Annotated in this window: 15 protein-coding genes and 1 CRISPR repeat array; of the genes, 6 read left to right on the top strand and 9 right to left on the bottom strand. The window is 61.0% G+C overall.

The window, feature by feature from the left end; translation table 11 throughout:
* Positions 1–308 precede the first annotated feature (308 nt).
* Both QWI75_RS09050 and QWI75_RS09045 read right to left on the bottom strand, forming a co-directional pair.
* The gene (locus QWI75_RS09050) at positions 309–953 is read right to left on the bottom strand and encodes a hypothetical protein (RefSeq protein ID WP_289268370.1); all 645 of its coding nucleotides are present in this window, start codon (positions 951–953) and stop codon (positions 309–311) included.
* Between the two features lie 96 nt (positions 954–1049).
* Positions 1050–1514, bottom strand: coding sequence for a TM2 domain-containing protein (locus tag QWI75_RS09045; protein ID WP_289268369.1), 465 nt, complete (start codon positions 1512–1514; stop codon positions 1050–1052).
* 609 nt (positions 1515–2123) lie between these two features.
* Here QWI75_RS09045 and nuoI point away from each other — a divergent pair.
* Both nuoI and QWI75_RS09035 read left to right on the top strand, forming a co-directional pair.
* Positions 2124–2711: an NADH-quinone oxidoreductase subunit NuoI gene (nuoI, locus tag QWI75_RS09040; RefSeq protein WP_289268368.1), complete on the top strand. Its 588-nt coding sequence runs from the start codon at positions 2124–2126 to the stop codon at positions 2709–2711.
* Positions 2712–2814: 103 nt separating this feature from the next.
* Positions 2815–3534, top strand: a complete 720-nt coding sequence (locus QWI75_RS09035) for a CPBP family intramembrane glutamic endopeptidase (protein ID WP_289268367.1) — start codon at positions 2815–2817, stop codon at positions 3532–3534.
* Positions 3535–3596: 62 nt separating this feature from the next.
* Here the strand turns inward: QWI75_RS09035 and QWI75_RS09030 are convergent, their stop codons facing one another.
* On the bottom strand, positions 3597–4418 hold the full coding sequence (locus QWI75_RS09030) for a class I SAM-dependent methyltransferase (RefSeq protein WP_289268366.1): 822 nt from the start codon (positions 4416–4418) through the stop codon (positions 3597–3599).
* Positions 4419–4636: 218 nt separating this feature from the next.
* Between QWI75_RS09030 and QWI75_RS09025 the strand changes: the two genes are divergently transcribed.
* Both QWI75_RS09025 and QWI75_RS09020 read left to right on the top strand, forming a co-directional pair.
* Complete coding sequence (locus QWI75_RS09025; RefSeq protein ID WP_289268365.1) at positions 4637–5656, top strand: AraC family transcriptional regulator; 1020 nt, start codon at positions 4637–4639, stop codon at positions 5654–5656.
* A gap of 155 nt (positions 5657–5811) precedes the next feature.
* Entirely contained in the window at positions 5812–6384 is a 573-nt protein-coding gene (locus QWI75_RS09020) for a Uma2 family endonuclease (protein WP_289268364.1), read from the top strand.
* Positions 6385–6451: 67 nt separating this feature from the next.
* Here QWI75_RS09020 and QWI75_RS09015 read toward each other — a convergent pair whose 3' ends face one another.
* Positions 6452–7621 (bottom strand): coiled-coil domain-containing protein, encoded by a 1170-nt coding sequence (locus tag QWI75_RS09015; RefSeq protein ID WP_289268363.1) that lies wholly within the window; start codon positions 7619–7621, stop codon positions 6452–6454.
* Between the two features lie 653 nt (positions 7622–8274).
* Here QWI75_RS09015 and QWI75_RS09010 point away from each other — a divergent pair.
* Both QWI75_RS09010 and QWI75_RS09005 read left to right on the top strand, forming a co-directional pair.
* Positions 8275–8478, top strand: a complete 204-nt coding sequence (locus QWI75_RS09010; protein WP_289268362.1) for a type II toxin-antitoxin system HicB family antitoxin — start codon at positions 8275–8277, stop codon at positions 8476–8478.
* Positions 8475–8687, top strand: coding sequence for a type II toxin-antitoxin system HicA family toxin (locus tag QWI75_RS09005; RefSeq protein WP_289268361.1), 213 nt, complete (start codon positions 8475–8477; stop codon positions 8685–8687). Before QWI75_RS09010 ends, QWI75_RS09005 begins: the two co-directional genes overlap by 4 nt.
* A gap of 138 nt (positions 8688–8825) precedes the next feature.
* A CRISPR array of direct repeats spans positions 8826–15379; the repeat unit is 36 nt; unit sequence GCTTCAATGGGGCCACGGCATTGCTGCCGTGGAATC.
* A 218-nt stretch (positions 15380–15597) separates the two neighbouring features.
* Here the strand turns inward: QWI75_RS09005 and cas2 are convergent.
* The 5 genes from cas2 to QWI75_RS08980 form a co-directional block, all read right to left on the bottom strand.
* Positions 15598–15888, bottom strand: a complete 291-nt coding sequence (cas2, locus tag QWI75_RS09000) for a CRISPR-associated endonuclease Cas2 (RefSeq protein ID WP_289268360.1) — start codon at positions 15886–15888, stop codon at positions 15598–15600.
* Between the two features lie 5 nt (positions 15889–15893).
* Complete coding sequence (cas4g/cas1g, locus tag QWI75_RS08995) at positions 15894–17648, bottom strand: CRISPR-associated endonuclease Cas4g/Cas1g (protein WP_370693562.1); 1755 nt, start codon at positions 17646–17648, stop codon at positions 15894–15896.
* 234 nt (positions 17649–17882) lie between these two features.
* Positions 17883–18083, bottom strand: coding sequence for a type II toxin-antitoxin system Phd/YefM family antitoxin (locus QWI75_RS08990; RefSeq protein ID WP_289268358.1), 201 nt, complete (start codon positions 18081–18083; stop codon positions 17883–17885).
* Positions 18084–18100: 17 nt separating this feature from the next.
* Complete coding sequence (locus tag QWI75_RS08985; protein WP_289268357.1) at positions 18101–18349, bottom strand: type II toxin-antitoxin system RelE family toxin; 249 nt, start codon at positions 18347–18349, stop codon at positions 18101–18103.
* A 73-nt stretch (positions 18350–18422) separates the two neighbouring features.
* Positions 18423–18632: a hypothetical protein gene (locus tag QWI75_RS08980; protein WP_289268356.1), complete on the bottom strand. Its 210-nt coding sequence runs from the start codon at positions 18630–18632 to the stop codon at positions 18423–18425.
* Between the last annotated feature and the right edge of the window lie 30 nt (positions 18633–18662).

The following is an 18662-nucleotide window of genomic DNA, read 5'->3' as shown; positions in this document are numbered from 1 at the left end:
CTCCCTTCCTGCCAGGGGACCTTGCCCCCGCTTTTCCTTGCGAAGCCAATGGCTTAGCCCTTGCTCTCTATCAGCCAGGCCCACGACGGCGCACAACGGCACAGGCCTTGCTGAAGTCATCGCTACTTCACGAATGGAGGCCCGGTCATGTTGTGGACCTGGTGGTATGTTCTGCTGCTCCTCTTCCCATCCGCGATTCTCGTGATCCTGATGAAGGACGCGATGAAAGCGCTCCAAGGTGCAGCATGGGTGAAGAGGCGGAGGTTGTTCGGCAGGAACAGGGTCAACGCGGGAGGCTCCCGGCGCCGCTAGCGGATGGGGGACGGCTGCCTCCGCAGATAGCACAGATCCCGGAACGAATCGCCGCCTTGGTAGGAGGCGATCACCACGTATATATAGGGCGGCGAAGTTAGGCTCACGTAGGCCCGCCCATCCATCACGAACGACTCGATCGCAAACAGCGTGCGCAACACGGCCGAGGCGCCGCCGGCTTCCCCAACCTGTAAGAGATACGTCCCGCCTGTCCGCTCGAACTTGTCCGGCGTGGCGTGAAGGGGCGTCAGATCCTGCCAGGTCGCCTGTTGCAACACCGGACTGTCTTCCGGAAACAGGTACAGACTGTCGCTCGGTTTCCCCTTCATGCAGAAACGGGTGCGGATGACCAGGTCCTGCCGCCCGTCGTTGTTCAGATCGACCAGCGCCTGCTGCAATTCGGAACAGCGGGTGGTCTTGGGCGCATCCCCTCCCAACTGAACCGGCTGCCAGGCCAAGGGACGAATCCGCTCATCATCCGGTCTGAATCCGACCGACCCATCGGAGAGCGGGATGAGCGCCTCTCCCACCTGCCGGCACAGCCGCTCCTCCCGGCTCATGAGCAAGTCGTAGCCGGCGGCCCAGGCGAAGCCCCCGGAGAGAAGCGTCCACAGTCCGGCCACAAGGATGCGATGCATCATGAGCGCCCATGCCGACGTGGTTCGCTGTCTTCCGAGAAGAATTTCGGATGAGAGGAGCAAATGGATCGCCGAACCATGATTCTTCTCGGATTGAGATTAGTTGTTCAGATACAACGGCCACGGCCTGCTTCGCTGCTCGGGGCGAGGCGGACCGCCGGGCTCGCGAAGCGCCTCGATGACCTGCGCTTCCATCTCTTCGTTGTAGCGCTCCACCTGCTTATGGAGCGTGACGAGATCGACGAACCACCAACCGGCCAGAACCAAGCCGCCGCCGACCGCCGCACCGCGGAACGCCAGGCTCCAGGTCTCGTCCATGACCCATGAGAGCAGAAACCCCAGGACCAACCCGGCCGCTCCCACCGTGAAGGCCAGAATATAGGCGATTGCCTTCCAGGGCCGTTCCAAATAGAAGTGATGCACGCCGAACCAACTGAGCACCAACCATAGGGCATAGGCTGTCAGTGCGGACTTGTGGAGCCGGACCATCTCGCTATTCAGCACTTCAAGCTGATGGGCCGACAGCGTCGTCTTGAGTTCCGCCAGATGGGATCGGTAGCGCATGGTGCCCATCTTGTCCGGTCGTTTCTGCCTCGGTGGATCAGCTCGACCGCCCGGCCGGTCATCCAGCCCTGACAGTCTACACCCAGTGAGTTCGATTGGGCAGCCATTCCTCGTTCGCGCGAGCTTGCACGGTCCACCGGCGCAAGGCTTATCGGCGGTTGCAGTAGAAGCCCTCATGAATCATGTGGGCTAGCCCGCATGATTCATGAGAATTCGTGACGAAACCGCGGAGATGCCACGCGTTGGACCCATTGCACGGAGAAGAGCAATGGGTACCCTCGCGCGGAGCCACGAGAGCCCGAGGCATACTTGCGACAGTATGTCGAGGGAGCGAGCGGCGAGCCCGCCCGGCTGGCGGCCCTTCGGGCACGGCCAGCCTTGTCGCAGCCGGGGTACCTGTTGCTCTTTACCAGCAACGGGTCGAACGGCGGTTGCAGTAGAAATCATCGTGAATAATGCGGGCTAGGGGAACCTCCAGTGACGGACCGCCACCGGCAAGCCATAGCATGAGAGGAGAGTGCTTCCGTCGAAGGGGGAATGCTCTGGCAGATCAAGAGAACGAACTTCCGGGACGAACCACTACGAGGCGTCATGACACGAGGCCTGACGATGTCAACGCGATGGGATCGGCTCAGAGCGTGGGCCAGGCGACTGCTGCTCTACGAAATCGTGATGAGCATGGCTACCACGCTGAGACATCTGCTTTTTTATAAGCCCTTCACGGTTCAATATCCTCATGAAAAGCCCCTCCTGCCCGAGAGCTTTCGCGGCATGCTCGCGCTGCTGCGGTACGACGATGGGACGGAGAAATGCGTGGGCTGCGATCTGTGCGAGGCAGCCTGTCCATCACGCGTGATCACCGTGACAAGCGCCGAGGTCCCGGGAGAGCCGACCAAGCGCTATGCCAAGGCCTATACCATGGATATGACCCGATGTCTGTTTTGCGGGCTCTGCGTGACCGCCTGCCCGGTCGATGCCCTCGGGATGACGCGGGAATATGAATGGTCCGTGTATGACAAGCGGGATCTGGTCCTCAACAAGCAGCAGCTCCTCGCGATTGGAGACCGCGCGTTTCCGGCACGAGAGAAACGGCTGGAGTTCCAACATCTCAACGTCGCCGTCTTCAACGTGGCCTTCCAGAATCATCCGCCCAAACGGTTCGAAGACCATCCGGTCGCTCAGAACCGATCCGAGTAACCGCTCGTGCCTTGCCCTTTGGCTCCGGCCTCAGCCAGTCGTTGACGCCGTTGCGTTCCGCTTGGCTCGGTTTGCTATGATGAAGCGGGCGGCGGATGTCTCCATGGCTATATTCTCAGCCAGGGCCGACGAGGCCATTTGCCAGACGCCTCGACAGCGCAGAGCGGCGGTTGAGTTATTGGTGTTGGGGATCCTGGCGGGTTGCTTCCTGGCGCTGTTTCCACGACGGCCCATCGTCGTGGATCTCGGCCTCGCCCTCTTTGCCGTCGGTCTCGTCCTCCTCGGCGCCAACAACCGCAAGGGGCAATGTTGGGGCTCGCCAGCGGCCGAAGTCGGCCACGCAAGCCGCTGGCGGGGGGTCGCCGTCACGATGACAATGACGGTGATCGTGATGCTCGTCTGGTTCGCGGTCGGAGCCGTGATCGGCTATCAGGGAGCCGATTGGCCCGGCGTGAAGGCCAGGATCCTCCACCCCTACATCCCCACCGCCGTCCTGCTGTATTTGCCCTGGGCCTTGATCCAACAAATTCTTTTTCAGTTCTACCTGCTCGGCCGGGTGCGGGCGCTCTGTCCCTCACTCCATCCGCTCGCGCAGTCCTCGCTCAATGGGCTGATCTTCGGTCTGGTTCACGCCACCGACCTCGAGATCATGCTCTTGGCGGCCCTGGGCGGAACCCTCTGGAGTTGGTTGTACCTTCGCGACCGCCGGCTCTGGCCCCTCGCGGTGTCGCACGCGCTCGTCGGTACCACGTTCTATTACTGGGTGTACGGGTACGATCTCGCGAGCCGATGGAGCGCCTTTCTCCGAAGCCTGTTGGGTTAAGCCGGAACCAGCTCTACTTAGCCCGCGATCGACCTCCACGATCCGTTGCTGCGAGAGGCCATTCACGCTCGAACGCCGATCACCTCCAGATACTCAGCCAAGACCATGGTGCAGCCCAGGCCCGCTCGATTGTGAGCCGACCAGAGGGTCTCAAGTTCCTGGCGAAGTTGCTCACGGCCGCCGCCGTCAAGGGACGCAAAGGCCCGATTGGTCGGCCCATAGTAGAGGCGGAAGAACTCCACCACCTCCGAGGGAGGAAAGGGATAGCTGAACAGATAGTGGCGCTTTGTCAGGTGAAGCTCCGCCAGCCCCTGGCCGAATCGTTCCCGGACCGTGGCTTCGTCGCCCCAGAGGACCGGCGCGGGCATCCCGGAGGGGGCAATGAATTTCGAGACCGCCTTGAACATCTGCCCGACGAAACCCTGCGGCGTCCAATTGGCCATGGCAATGGTGCCGCCCGGCGTGCAGACTCGCAGCAGTTCTTTGGCGACAAAGTCCGGCCGCGGTGCAAACATCGCGGCGATCAAGCTCACGACCGCGTCGAAGCTTGCATCCTCGAAGGGGAGCGCCTCGGCATCGGCCTCCTCGAAGCGGACCCGCAACCCCTCCGCTTGCGCGCGCGCCCGCGCCCGCTCGATCAAATTGCTCGCAATGTCCACGCCGGTCACGTCCAGACCGTCCTTCGCGGCCATCAGCACGAGCTGGCCGGAGCCGCAACCGACATCCAGTAAGCGGGAACCAGGCGGGACCGCGAGGCGCTCGTAAAACTCCCGCGCTCCGCCTTCCAGGTACCGCGAGAATCGATCGTAGTCGCCGGCCATCCAGGTCTGCTTGAGCCTTGCCTTCAGACTGTCCGCTTCAGACGAAAGAGCGCCGGTCGACATGGTGGTCCTCCTTGGTGTGGGGGGGTCGGATCGTTCGGATCGATCGACAGCCGCTTCGGCCCCGCTGCGGCCATGACATCATCGCACGGCGCACTATAGGACGTAGGCCGCACGTTGTCTTATCCGAGCGTCTGGTTCTCTTAGCCGGAAAGTGCTATCACTTACCCAGGCGTCCGATAGACTTCGCCGACAGGCCGATCGCACCGGTGTGAACCAGCATGGATGTCCTCTCCGAAGTCCTCAAATCGATCAAGCTCGACGGAGCCCTGTTTTACAACGGCGAATTTTCCGCGCCCTGGTGTTTTCGCTCACCCACCTCGCGCCTCATGGCGTCCTATCTTTCGGCAGACTCCCGGCATGTGATCGTCTATCACCTGCTGACCGAGGGCCGCGGGTATGCTCAGGTGGAGGGGGACGATCGGCCGCTTCCGCTCAACGCGGGCGACCTCGTCATCTTTCCGCGCGGCGATTCGCACCTGATGGGAAACGGGACGCCCGTCACGCCGTTCGACAGCGCGCAAGAGCTGCAACGGGTGTTAGCGGAGGGCCTCACGCTCTCACGCCGAGGCGGAGGTGGGGAGATCACCAGAGTCGTCTGCGGGTACATGGCCTGCGAGCCGCAACTCAGCCGGATCTTTCTGGGAGGGTTGCCGCCGATTCTGAAGGTTCATATCCGAGACGACGACTCCGGCCAATGGCTGGAGCAGTCCGTCCGCTATGCGGTAGGGCACGCCGATGCATCCAGGCCCGGTGGTGAGGCCGTGCTCGCCCGTTTGTCCGAAGTCCTGTTCATCGAAACCCTGCGGCGCTACATCGCGCGGCTTCCGCCGGAACAGACCGGATGGCTCGCCGGCGTCCGCGACCCGGAGGTCGGAAAGGCCTTGGCCCTGCTGCATCGCCAACCGGCCCATCCCTGGACGATCGCTTCCCTCGCGAGCGAAGTCGGAACCTCGCGGTCCGTCCTGGCCGAGCGGTTCCGTCGGTATCTTTCGGAAACCCCCATGGCTTACCTCACGCGCTGGCGGCTGCAGCTCGCCGCGCAACGGCTCGCCTCCACGAACGACAGCGTGGTTCAAATTGCCGGGGAAGTGGGCTATGAGTCGGAGCCGTCCTTTAACCGCGCCTTCAAGCGCGAGTTCGGCCTCCCGCCGGCCCGATACCGAGGCGACGCGAGAGCAGTTCGCAGCAAAACCGGCCGCGACCCATCGACGAATGAACAGCGCCGCAGGAAACCGTGAGGCAGGGGACTTGCCGGGCACGCGTTGCCGTCACCCGTTAACGATAATCCACCCCGGTTACTTCATGCAATGGCGCCACGGCCGTGATGCCGTGGAATTCTTGTGATCAACCCGTTGCTTTGTTAGACTGGTCACACATCGACCCGAGGGCGCTCATGGCTGCACCGGCCATCCAAACCAAACGCTGGACTCGTCAGGAATACGACCGCATGGCCGAAGCGGGCATCTTCAGTCCGGACGACCGTGTCCAACTGATCGACGGTGAAATCGTCACCATGACTCCCCAAAACAGCCCGCATGCCGCAGCCATCGGAAAGACCCAACGCGTGCTCGACCGCATCTTTGGACCGAATGTCTGGGTCCGCGTGCAAATGCCGCTTATCGTTGATCCCGATTCGGAGCCGGAACCAGACCTTGCGGTTGTTCCAGGAGCCCCGGACGATTATCGCAACCAACACCCTCGCTCGGCTCTGCTCCTTGTCGAGGTATCAGACACCACCCTCCCGTTGGATCGGGACCAGAAGAGGGCGATTTATGCCCGCGCCGGCGTCCCTGAGTACTGGATCGTCAATCTCGCGGAACGCTGCCTCGAGGTGTACCGCGACCCGATGTCCTCCGCCGACCAGCCGGCTCGCTACCACGCCAGCCAACGGTTGACGGCCACCGACAAGATCACGCCGCTCGCCCGCCCCGACGCCTCGGTCTCTGTCGCCGACCTCTTGCCGTAATCTCCGCGCTCCCCGCCACGCGTCCCCTTCCGCATCCCTCGTCCCTCGCCCCATTCGTTGCTCGTGTCTAAGACCGACCCTGACTCACGGCCCTGAACGCCTGGATGGCGCCGCGCACCTCCGCGAGCGCCTCGTCGGTCCGCAGTCGCGCCAGCCCCGCCTCCAGGCTGACAATCATCCGGTCCAGCCGCCACGCCTCCGTCGGACCGTCCGTTTGCATGGGGATCCCGAGCGGCCCGGTCTCGACCATGATCGGCTGATAGCGGGGATGGTACGGCAACTCGTCAAGCTCCCACTGGAGTTCGTCGGCCTGCTCCTTGAGCACCTGGTTGTAGACCGCCAACTTCTCGTCGGTCAGCCGCTCGATGTCGCCTTCTTCCCGCTGGAGCCAGGCGAGTTCCAGACGGAGGAGGCTGTGCAGATCGTTGTCATGGTAGGCGGTGGTCAGCTCCTGCATCAGCGCGACCTTGCGCTCCCTCCGTTCAGGATCGGGCTCGAGGTCGGGGTGCAGCGCCTTCGCGAGTTGTCGGTAGATGGTCGTGAGGCTCTTCTTGCGCATCTCCTCCGCCTGCTTCAGCCGCAGCTCCTTCGCCGATTGGCGCTTCGATTGAGGCCGGTCTGACCGGGCGCCGGCCTCTTCCTCGAACTGCCGTTGGAGCCGGTCCGCCATCTCAGCCGCCTTGGCGGCCAGCGTTTCCTCGCTCGCATTCGGCTCAATGTCGGACAAATCCACATCGAGACCGAATTCGCCGAAGGCCTCCTCCATCATCGAGCGCACGGCTTCGAACCCTTCTCGTTCCGCGCGGTCGAAGCTGATCCGATGCACCCGTTCGAAGAGCGCCCGAAGATCGCTATCGGCGAGCGAGCCCTCCGCCTGCACGAGCGCGTCCAAATGGTCCGCGATGAGGCCCTCCAGCGCCTTCCGCTCACGCTTGCGCGGCAGGCGCGGATCGTCGAGAAACGGCCCCAGCGCGCGCAGCAGGTCCTTGCGCAAGGCCGTCAGCCTCACCCGCCGCGGATGCAGATGCTGTGCATCATACGCGAGCGCCGCATCCAGGCGGCGCGTGTCGCCGGCCAGCTTCTTCCGCAATGTCTCGATCTTGCCCACCAGCCGGTTGAACGTGCGTTGCGCCTTGGTCAGCGGCCGGTTCGGCTGCGCGCGCAGGACCAGCTCACCCGTCATCCCCCGGTCGGCGGTATCGGCATCGAACAAGGAAGTCTGATTGTCCGCCATCATCGCCTCCTTCACACAGGGTTTGGATCCCCTTCGCGGCGCCCACGCCGGAACGTTGTCCCCCCGTCACGCCTTATTGATCATTCGATCCCGCACGTCTCACCGGACTCCCTTACGCCTTACCATTACCCATCCCCATCCTGCATCACAGTCCTCCGATTCCCCTCTCTCCTGAGGGGAGAGGCCGGGTGAGGGCCAATCACATATCATCGACTCGTGCCCCGCCATCGCCGATCACCCATCACGCGACACTATCTCCCCCATCGACCTGTCTGTGCAAGCACGGCGGACAGGCACAAACTGCCCGAGGCCAAAGTGGGCCGCATTGTGCCACGTAACCGGAAGCCTCACAAGAGTACGTGCGCCTTGTCCCTCGCGCATGCCACGGGACAAGACCCGCGCTTCCGTTCTTCGTTCACATCTCACCCGGACGCCTCTGTCCAGAGCCCCACGCCGTTGAGGGCCGGCCTTCAATGGAGCCACGGCTGTGCAGGGGAATTTGGGAACTCGAAGATCAAGGGGTCGGGGGTGCGGCTCGCTTCAATGTGGTGTCATGGAACCATATCGCTCTCACCTTGCAGAATTTGATCAGTAAGCCTTAACCGCTCTCGCTCTCTGTTATAATGACCTCCACAACATATGACTTGGGAGGCCATATGGAATATCCAATCGTCATAGAGCAAGATCAGGAGGCCGGCGGGTATGTCGTATATTGTCCCACGCTAAAAGGCTGCGTCTCCCAGGGCGAAACCGAAGAAGAAGCCCTGGAAAATATCAAAGACGCCATTAAGGCCTACCTGGAAAGCATTGAGGATCTCAAACGCCGTCATAAGCTCAAGACCGTCGAAGTCAGCGTATGACGAAACTGCCCCAGGTCTTTCATGACCGTGTCGTGAGAGCCCTCAAACACGCCGGCTTCTACGTACTTCGTGAGGGCAAGCATATTTCAATGACCAACGACAAGCATCTCGTCATCATCCCCCGTCATCACACCATCAAGCCTGGCACCTTGAAACACATCCTAGACTCGGCAGAGATTTCTCCCGAACAATTCAAAGACCTGCTCTGAACGATTCACTCCCTGCTCCCCAGTCCAAGTTCCCTGGTCACGAGCAGTGATCGTCTCCCATCCCTCATGTTTTCGTCTTTCCAGGCGGACGTTCCTGCTCCAAGTGGCTACCCAATAGAGGGCATGCAGGGGCGGTTGGCTTCAATGGGGCCACGGCATTGCTGCCGTGGAATCATGGAGGGAAGGTGATGACGCCTGAACGAATCTCAGCTTCAATGGGGCCACGGCATTGCTGCCGTGGAATCTCAATTCTCGTTAAGAAATGAATAAAATGACGGTCCAAGCTTCAATGGGGCCACGGCATTGCTGCCGTGGAATCCAAGATGTTGCAATAAATGGAACTTTACGATTATTGCTTCAATGGGGCCACGGCATTGCTGCCGTGGAATCGCGGAAAGGAAGAACACGTCTCCTACAAACTGCGCGCTTCAATGGGGCCACGGCATTGCTGCCGTGGAATCTACTACCTACGTGTCATCACGAAAACGCCAAAGCTCGCTTCAATGGGGCCACGGCATTGCTGCCGTGGAATCCACTCGCCATGGGTCTGGCCCGGGGTGAGATATCAGGCTTCAATGGGGCCACGGCATTGCTGCCGTGGAATCAACCGGTCCGTGAAGAGCCAAAGCCGGAGCCAAAGCCGGCTTCAATGGGGCCACGGCATTGCTGCCGTGGAATCGCCCCTGCCGCAACTTTCGGACAATCAAGCGTTCCTTCAGGCTTCAATGGGGCCACGGCATTGCTGCCGTGGAATCGGCCCCCTAGATGAACTTATCGACTTGGGCTTTGAGGCTTCAATGGGGCCACGGCATTGCTGCCGTGGAATCTGAGTCGGTCGAAGTGCAATCCAAAATGGATCCGGCATTGCTTCAATGGGGCCACGGCATTGCTGCCGTGGAATCGCGGATGAGGACGAGATCGAACCGGTCGCGGATGTCCAGCTTCAATGGGGCCACGGCATTGCTGCCGTGGAATCCACCTGGATTTCGATCCGGCCATACCCGTGCTGGATCAAGCTTCAATGGGGCCACGGCATTGCTGCCGTGGAATCCCTGGAATGAGAAAGGAGAAGAATCATGAACATGCCGCTTCAATGGGGCCACGGCATTGCTGCCGTGGAATCAGAGCTCATTCATGCAATTAAACCAGATTTAATTATGCTTCAATGGGGCCACGGCATTGCTGCCGTGGAATCCTTGCAAGAAAGGCAAAGTATTCTAAGACATTTGACCGCTTCAATGGGGCCACGGCATTGCTGCCGTGGAATCGCGTCGTTTCGAGGAAGAGAGGGCGAAATGGGAGAAGCTTCAATGGGGCCACGGCATTGCTGCCGTGGAATCGCGGGCAGAGGCCGGCGATACGCCCCCCTGGGAAAAGCTTCAATGGGGCCACGGCATTGCTGCCGTGGAATCGTCTCGCCCTCCTGAATTGCCATCGAGAATTCAAAGCAGCTTCAATGGGGCCACGGCATTGCTGCCGTGGAATCGTATGGCATGCACGACACAGAATGTGCAGACTGCGAATGCGCTTCAATGGGGCCACGGCATTGCTGCCGTGGAATCGGGGCGCGCGGGCGAGCGGGGCGTAATGATCGAGCAGTGCTTCAATGGGGCCACGGCATTGCTGCCGTGGAATCCATGGGTCGCAACTCCCATGAGTGAAGGCGGCCTCGCGGCTTCAATGGGGCCACGGCATTGCTGCCGTGGAATCAGCGGGCTAGAAGAAGCTAAGGCAGTCAAATAATCCTGCTTCAATGGGGCCACGGCATTGCTGCCGTGGAATCTTCAGGTCCGCCAACGTGGTAGAGCTCGCCGTGTCCACCGGGCTTCAATGGGGCCACGGCATTGCTGCCGTGGAATCGCATTGCACGGTAACAACCTCGGCTAAGGGGGCGGTGGGCTTCAATGGGGCCACGGCATTGCTGCCGTGGAATCCCCTGCCCATTCCGGGTGTGGCTAGCAGCTTCCGATGCTTCAATGGGGCCACGGCATTGCTGCCGTGGAATCAGCGAGCGGTGGCGAAGGCACTGGAGGACGCGGGCGTGCTTCAATGGGGCCACGGCATTGCTGCCGTGGAATCGGTATCGCTCCATGTCGGACAGGTTGGTGTCCAACATGCTTCAATGGGGCCACGGCATTGCTGCCGTGGAATCCCACCCAATCCCCAACATCACACCTCGAATCTCATTCGCGCTTCAATGGGGCCACGGCATTGCTGCCGTGGAATCCATCCAGCCCCAAGCTTGGGCAGGCCGTAAAGGCGCCGCTTCAATGGGGCCACGGCATTGCTGCCGTGGAATCATTCAATAACAGGATCATCTTCCTCAAACGCGCTATGCTTCAATGGGGCCACGGCATTGCTGCCGTGGAATCCGCGGACCACGCCGCATTCGTCCCGCGAGCCTGGTAAGCTTCAATGGGGCCACGGCATTGCTGCCGTGGAATCGACGCTAGAGACCACCTGGACCATCTGGGAATTCTAACGCTTCAATGGGGCCACGGCATTGCTGCCGTGGAATCTGTTGATCGTGGGCATCGTGGCGGGCATGTTGGCCTAGCTTCAATGGGGCCACGGCATTGCTGCCGTGGAATCGCTGCAATTCGCTCGTGTGAGTAATCTCCGGCAGGCGCTGCTTCAATGGGGCCACGGCATTGCTGCCGTGGAATCACTGTGGATAACTCCAAGTAATTTGCGAATATCGGGAGCTTCAATGGGGCCACGGCATTGCTGCCGTGGAATCTTCGCCGCGGTGAAGCCCGAGCTGCGACGCGTGGCCGATGCTTCAATGGGGCCACGGCATTGCTGCCGTGGAATCCGGGCAGCAGCGCCACGGCGCAGAACCAGCAAACGCTCGCTTCAATGGGGCCACGGCATTGCTGCCGTGGAATCTATTGGCCGCGCGAGCGACTGACCTGAATTTTTCTGCTTCAATGGGGCCACGGCATTGCTGCCGTGGAATCCACACGCCTGTTCGGTCGTTCGGGCTAGTACTCTTACGGCTTCAATGGGGCCACGGCATTGCTGCCGTGGAATCGATGGTCGAGAGCGGCTCTGTACCGTGTGCTTGTCAGCTTCAATGGGGCCACGGCATTGCTGCCGTGGAATCGATTTTCATAGCCCTCAAGGGGTGAAAGCCTTTCGCGCTTCAATGGGGCCACGGCATTGCTGCCGTGGAATCGACGCTCCCGGGTGCGATCTACGGCGAAGAATACCGGCTTCAATGGGGCCACGGCATTGCTGCCGTGGAATCGTGCGAAGTCAATCCGGTGTTGCTGAATCGCGCCTTGCTTCAATGGGGCCACGGCATTGCTGCCGTGGAATCCAACAAGCCAGATCATCGTGGTGATGCGAGCATGACACGCTTCAATGGGGCCACGGCATTGCTGCCGTGGAATCCGGGCGGACGACTTCAGTACGTTCACGCTGCGATTGATGCTTCAATGGGGCCACGGCATTGCTGCCGTGGAATCGGAAGATGATCCGCCCGCCTGGCTTGACGATCGAGTCGCTTCAATGGGGCCACGGCATTGCTGCCGTGGAATCCGCATGGCCTTCGTGATGGCGTTCAGCCTCAGTTCCAGCTTCAATGGGGCCACGGCATTGCTGCCGTGGAATCCGCAATCAAGGTGCCATCGTACTGTATCTGGTCAACCCCGCTTCAATGGGGCCACGGCATTGCTGCCGTGGAATCCTCACTCTGGAGGAAGCGAAGGACCTGATCACGGAGCTTCAATGGGGCCACGGCATTGCTGCCGTGGAATCCTCCAGCCCCGAGCGGAAGCCATCTTCCCCTTGAGGCTGGCTTCAATGGGGCCACGGCATTGCTGCCGTGGAATCACACAATCTGCCGACCATCGGGAGTGTAGACGGTCTGGCTTCAATGGGGCCACGGCATTGCTGCCGTGGAATCGTCGGACAGCTTGCCACTCTCCGAGACCTCTTTGGTGCTTCAATGGGGCCACGGCATTGCTGCCGTGGAATCACGCGGATTGTTCGGAGAGCCAACCAACGGGAACGGCTGCTTCAATGGGGCCACGGCATTGCTGCCGTGGAATCTGCGAGCCCGTTACCAGGACGGTCAAGAGCTTGACCTGGCTTCAATGGGGCCACGGCATTGCTGCCGTGGAATCCGGATCGTGGAGAACAGCCGTGTCATCGCGGAGAACACGCTTCAATGGGGCCACGGCATTGCTGCCGTGGAATCTCGCAGCTATACCAGAGTCAAGATGGAAAATAGCAAGCTTCAATGGGGCCACGGCATTGCTGCCGTGGAATCGGCCTGTGCTCTGTGACGGGCGCTGATGCCATCCAGGAGCTTCAATGGGGCCACGGCATTGCTGCCGTGGAATCCCACCATCTTCCCGCTGTCCCGCCAGAGTTGTTGACCGCTTCAATGGGGCCACGGCATTGCTGCCGTGGAATCGGGCGGGAGCGGAATGATGGCTCCCCCGGACAGGCTCCGCTTCAATGGGGCCACGGCATTGCTGCCGTGGAATCTGGAGCCAGCGCGAGTTCCGATCAGTCGCAGTCTCAGAGCTTCAATGGGGCCACGGCATTGCTGCCGTGGAATCGTCGGACGAGGCGCGGACGCATCGTCTCCAAGTCTACAAGCTTCAATGGGGCCACGGCATTGCTGCCGTGGAATCCGTTTCGCTCGTCCACACAGTTGAAGAGGAGGGGCCTGCTTCAATGGGGCCACGGCATTGCTGCCGTGGAATCGTTCTCCTCCTTTTCGTTGCGCCCGGTTAACCGTGGCTTCAATGGGGCCACGGCATTGCTGCCGTGGAATCGATCGCCGCGACCCACAAGGTCAAAGAGATTATTGTGGCTTCAATGGGGCCACGGCATTGCTGCCGTGGAATCCCCGTCCGGGTGGACATGAAGGGTAAGTAAGAACACGCTTCAATGGGGCCACGGCATTGCTGCCGTGGAATCGACATGCGGACGCTACCGGGCAAACACTACAACCCAGGGCTTCAATGGGGCCACGGCATTGCTGCCGTGGAATCCCGCGTCAGGCCCGCGGGCTGGCTTTTGGTGTGTGGTGCTTCAATGGGGCCACGGCATTGCTGCCGTGGAATCGGGCGGGTGGAACTGGTTCGGCTCATGGACGCGCTGGCTTCAATGGGGCCACGGCATTGCTGCCGTGGAATCGCGGGGACTGGCACTTCAACCGGGAGTACGAAGTCACCCGCTTCAATGGGGCCACGGCATTGCTGCCGTGGAATCCACCGCAGCATTCGTTCACGACGAATGGCAGATCATGGTGCTTCAATGGGGCCACGGCATTGCTGCCGTGGAATCGCAATAGCGGCCATCATGCCGGCTAAGTATGTGGAATTCGCTTCAATGGGGCCACGGCATTGCTGCCGTGGAATCTCGTGACGACCGGGGATGTCCACACCGAGAACCAGGCTTCAATGGGGCCACGGCATTGCTGCCGTGGAATCAATGTTCTGGCCGTTATGGTTCAAGTGGCCCCGCAGGCTTCAATGGGGCCACGGCATTGCTGCCGTGGAATCATGGGTGGCAATCGAGGCCTGGGAACGGGAAGTTTGGCTTCAATGGGGCCACGGCATTGCTGCCGTGGAATCGGGACAAGCAGGCCATCGGCGCGACCGGCCAAGTTCTGGCTTCAATGGGGCCACGGCATTGCTGCCGTGGAATCGCGCTGGCGGGATATTGGCGAGCCGGATCTGATCGTCGCTTCAATGGGGCCACGGCATTGCTGCCGTGGAATCCATCCACTCGATCTGTGGTGATCCGATCGAGGGGAGTTGCTTCAATGGGGCCACGGCATTGCTGCCGTGGAATCTTTTCGCTCATGTTGTTCCTTTCCTTTCCATGTGCGGCTTCAATGGGGCCACGGCATTGCTGCCGTGGAATCAGGAACCCAGAACGGCTCTCTTTTTCGCGCCTGCAGCATGTTGCTTCAATGGGGCCACGGCATTGCTGCCGTGGAATCCGGTGACGTGCTATGCCTATGACAACCAATTCGGAGCTTCAATGGGGCCACGGCATTGCTGCCGTGGAATCAAGGACCTGGAAAATTGGATGCGCGATCTGGAGAAGCTGCTTCAATGGGGCCACGGCATTGCTGCCGTGGAATCTGGCATTCTCCAGAAATCGAGCGAAGGAGATGCAGTTGCTTCAATGGGGCCACGGCATTGCTGCCGTGGAATCGACGTAGGAGCCGGCGCAGCTTCCTGGGTTTGCATTGCTTCAATGGGGCCACGGCATTGCTGCCGTGGAATCCGATGAATGGCGGGAGCCGATGGGACGCGGGCTGAAGGCTTCAATGGGGCCACGGCATTGCTGCCGTGGAATCCGGGAAGAGCGCCCAAGGCAGGCGTTGAAAATCCGGCTTCAATGGGGCCACGGCATTGCTGCCGTGGAATCTAGGCCTCACGCTGCGCTTGGGCGTACAACTCGCCCCGGCTTCAATGGGGCCACGGCATTGCTGCCGTGGAATCGCGCACCGCAGTGCTGTATCCGCTTACGCCTGGGCAGCTTCAATGGGGCCACGGCATTGCTGCCGTGGAATCACGAGATCCGCCAGCAACCCGCTGACTGTTCCTCCCAGCTTCAATGGGGCCACGGCATTGCTGCCGTGGAATCCCAGAGCGGCCCAGAGCGGCGGAGCCGGCCCTGTTTCCGCTTCAATGGGGCCACGGCATTGCTGCCGTGGAATCAGTTCTCATGCAAGGCAGCGATCGGCCTGGGCTTCTGCCGCACGTTGCGAGCGCTTCCGTCATGTGACCAACACAAGTCTTTCATTTCTGTCTCCCACCTCCTTTTGCAGCCAGTTGTACTGTGTTTCTGCTTGTTTCGACTCGTTCTTCTCTGCGAGCACCTCCCGTTCCTGCCTCATCACTCGACCGCTCGCGTGAGATGCGGCGACCATGTCCCCTCACACCACACGTGCGCGTCGTTCCTCCACCTCGACTCGAAGACCGAGCGCCTCGAACCGCTTGATCGGCCGGCTCTCCGTCGGACCCAGATCGATGATCAGCACTTGATCCTCGCTCTGATGGATGATCTCCGTCAGCGCGACCTTCATGCGCACCAGATCGATCTCTGGGAGATCGCACTGAAAGACCGACAACTGCAAATGCGCCCCATAGCCCTTCATCGTCTTGAACACGCGCCGGAGCCGTTTCGGATCGGCGATATCGTACGTGACCAAATAGCACCGGCGCATGGCGGTCACCGCGTAATGATCGCGGGCAACTCCGGAATCTCGCCCAGCAGGTAGCGCCCGAGCAGCCGGGCCTGCACTTCCAGCACGCGGCGGTAGCTGATCTGATAGCCGAACACCGGATGCGTCAACTCCTGGCCCATTCGCCGCTCGTAGGTGTCGATCAACCGGCGCCGCCCCTCCGGCGTCAAGGTCACGGCGCCCATCCGCTCGATCCAATCCGTCGGGCGGATCTCGCCGTTATTGATCGCGGTCAGCACGGCCGAATCCGCAATCAACGGCCGAAACTCCTCCATCATGTCGAGGGCCAACGCTGGGCGGCCGTAGCGAGGCTGGTGGTAGAACCCCAAATAGGGATCGAGCCCCACGCTGTGCAGCACCACCGTCCACTCCCGCGCCAACATCGAATACAGCAACGACAGCATGGCGTTGACGGGATCGCGCGGCGGCCGGCGGTTGCGCCCCGTGAAATCGAACCGCGCGCCTGGCTCCGCCTCCTTCAACATGCCGGCAAACTCCGAGAAATACCGCCGGGCCCCGGTGCCTTCGATGCCGAGCAACGACTCCAACGACTCCGCCAAGCCGGCCTGCAGGTGATCGTGCTTCAGTTCCTGAATCACCGTCTCCGGCGCAGCCCGGTGATTGCGGCGGAGCAGGGTCCGGCAGTTCGCGATCTTGGCCTGAACGAAGCGTCTCGCCAAGCACAGGCACCGAGCCGGATCGGCCGCCGCGGCATATTGCCGCCGCCGCAGCTCAACGTGCTTGTGCGACAGACCGGTGGTCATACCATAGAACCAGCCGCCGCTCGAACAGTAGACGAGCGGGATGTCTCGCTTGCACAGCTCCTGAATCACTTGGGTGCTAACCTGCACCGCCCCGTACAGGACGACCTGGGAAGTTTCCACCAGCCGAGCCTCCCCGATGGTGTCGTCGTGATCTTTGATCTTCAGGCACTCCCCGTCCTTGGCGAGTTTCGCGCCGGGGGTCTGCACGTGGAGCGGGAGGGCATCATCGTTGGTGGGAACCAGCTTCCTCAGTGTCGGGGCTTCCCCCTCGTGAGGCGTTCGCAGCCAGCCGATTTCGTCCGGCAGACAAAGACCCACCAGCGAACAACGCGGACATTTGGGGCTGTCCACCAACGGCGGCGGGGCCACGGAGCGCGTCGTCATGGCCCGCATCTCCTCCAAAATCTCCTGTGTTCGTGCGATCAACGCCTCGTCAAACGGTACCTCGACCCGTTCACGAGAGCCGACGAAGTAGAGCACGCCATGATCGCAGGCATAACCCTGTTCCCTGAGCAGCAACCCCTGCACGCAGAGCTGCACCCGCTCCGGCTCCCATGCGCCTTGGGCGGTATGCGGGCGCTTCCCGCGCTTGTAATCCACAGGGACAACCGCGCACACCCCATCGCCGGCAGAGCCCGCGTCGCCCTCCACCAGGTCGATCTTGGCCGTCACCCCGAGCCGCTCGGAGGACAGCCAGACCGACCGCTGATGGATCGCCCCGGCCTTTTCTTCCTCAGCGGGACCGGGGCCGGCCTCGCTGGAGTCGGTCCCCGCCGTCCGCCGCGTCTGGCGCGCCGGCGGCCGGTCCACGCGCCGGTGATGAAACCGCCCCTCGACCGTCTCGGCGTTGTCGGCGAACTCGCCGTCCACCCATTCGAAATAGGCCAGGCGAGGACAGTAGGTGAATTCGTTGACCATCCGAGCGGGGAGCAACGGGATGTCGCTCCCCGCTAATTTGTCCGGTGATTCCATTTCCATACCCCCCTTTTCGGCAGGAGCGATGGAAATATTCAGTTGTCAAAGAACGAAGGCCTCCATAGGCCAGACCTATCATCGTTTAGTTACGCATCTTCGCTTCGAGTTGCCTGCGATCTCCTCATCCTTGCGAGGAGAAGGCCAGGGTGAAGGTGACTCCCTCGTCACGCACCGTGCCGATCGCCACGAACCGCCCAGGCCGAAACAGCGCGATGGACCGATGGACTGGAAGATGCCTTACTTCAACCCAAGTTCACGCTTCACACGGGAGAGGGACACGGATCGTTTCCGGCCTTCTGCCTTCTTCGCTTTGCGGAGTTGCAAAAGGTCTTCCATGTCCTCCAACCGTTCTTTTAATGACACGAACTCTTCATAGGGCAGCACGGCAAACTGTTTTTTCCCGTCTTTGATCAGAATCTCAGGATGTAAGGTCATCATAGACTTCTCCTCAGGACTTAACGATAGGCTTTATCACGAGGCAATACGCGAAAGATCATCACCCTGTCGTCCTCAACCTGAAACAGCACACGGTAGTCCCCCACGCGCAACCGGTATTCCGGTGTGAAGTTAGTCAGGCGCTTCACATCTCCAGCAAGATCGGTCTGTAGTGCTTCCACCTTCGCGACAACCCTTTCACGCTCACGCAAAGACATGGTTTTCAAATCCTTGATCGCTCTTGGCTTGAACTCAATCTTGTATTTCATTCATGCTCCAACTACCATGGACAGATAGGGAATATGGAGCCGTTCGAAAGTCTCCACCACCTGCGCCAATAATTCATACAGCTCCATGCGAGAGCCTCCGGGCGACTTCACGCTCAAGCCGTTGGGCATCCCACTCCGGATGCAGCGATGCCAATTGTCCCCGTAACATCTTTCTCGCCGATCGCCACAGCCCAAACCCGATCGCCAGGCGTTCGGCCGGCGTTTTCCGGCGCAGCACCTCGGCCATCGCGTCGTCCAGCACTTCGATCCGGCGCCAGTCCATGATTGGCGCTTTTTCTCCCGTCCGCTTGTC

This window comes from Nitrospira tepida (genome assembly GCF_947241125.1).
GTDB classification, from domain to species: domain Bacteria; phylum Nitrospirota; class Nitrospiria; order Nitrospirales; family Nitrospiraceae; genus Nitrospira_G; species Nitrospira_G tepida.
Note: the sequence above shows the minus strand (reverse complement) of the source record. Positions and strands in the feature narration are given on the sequence as shown.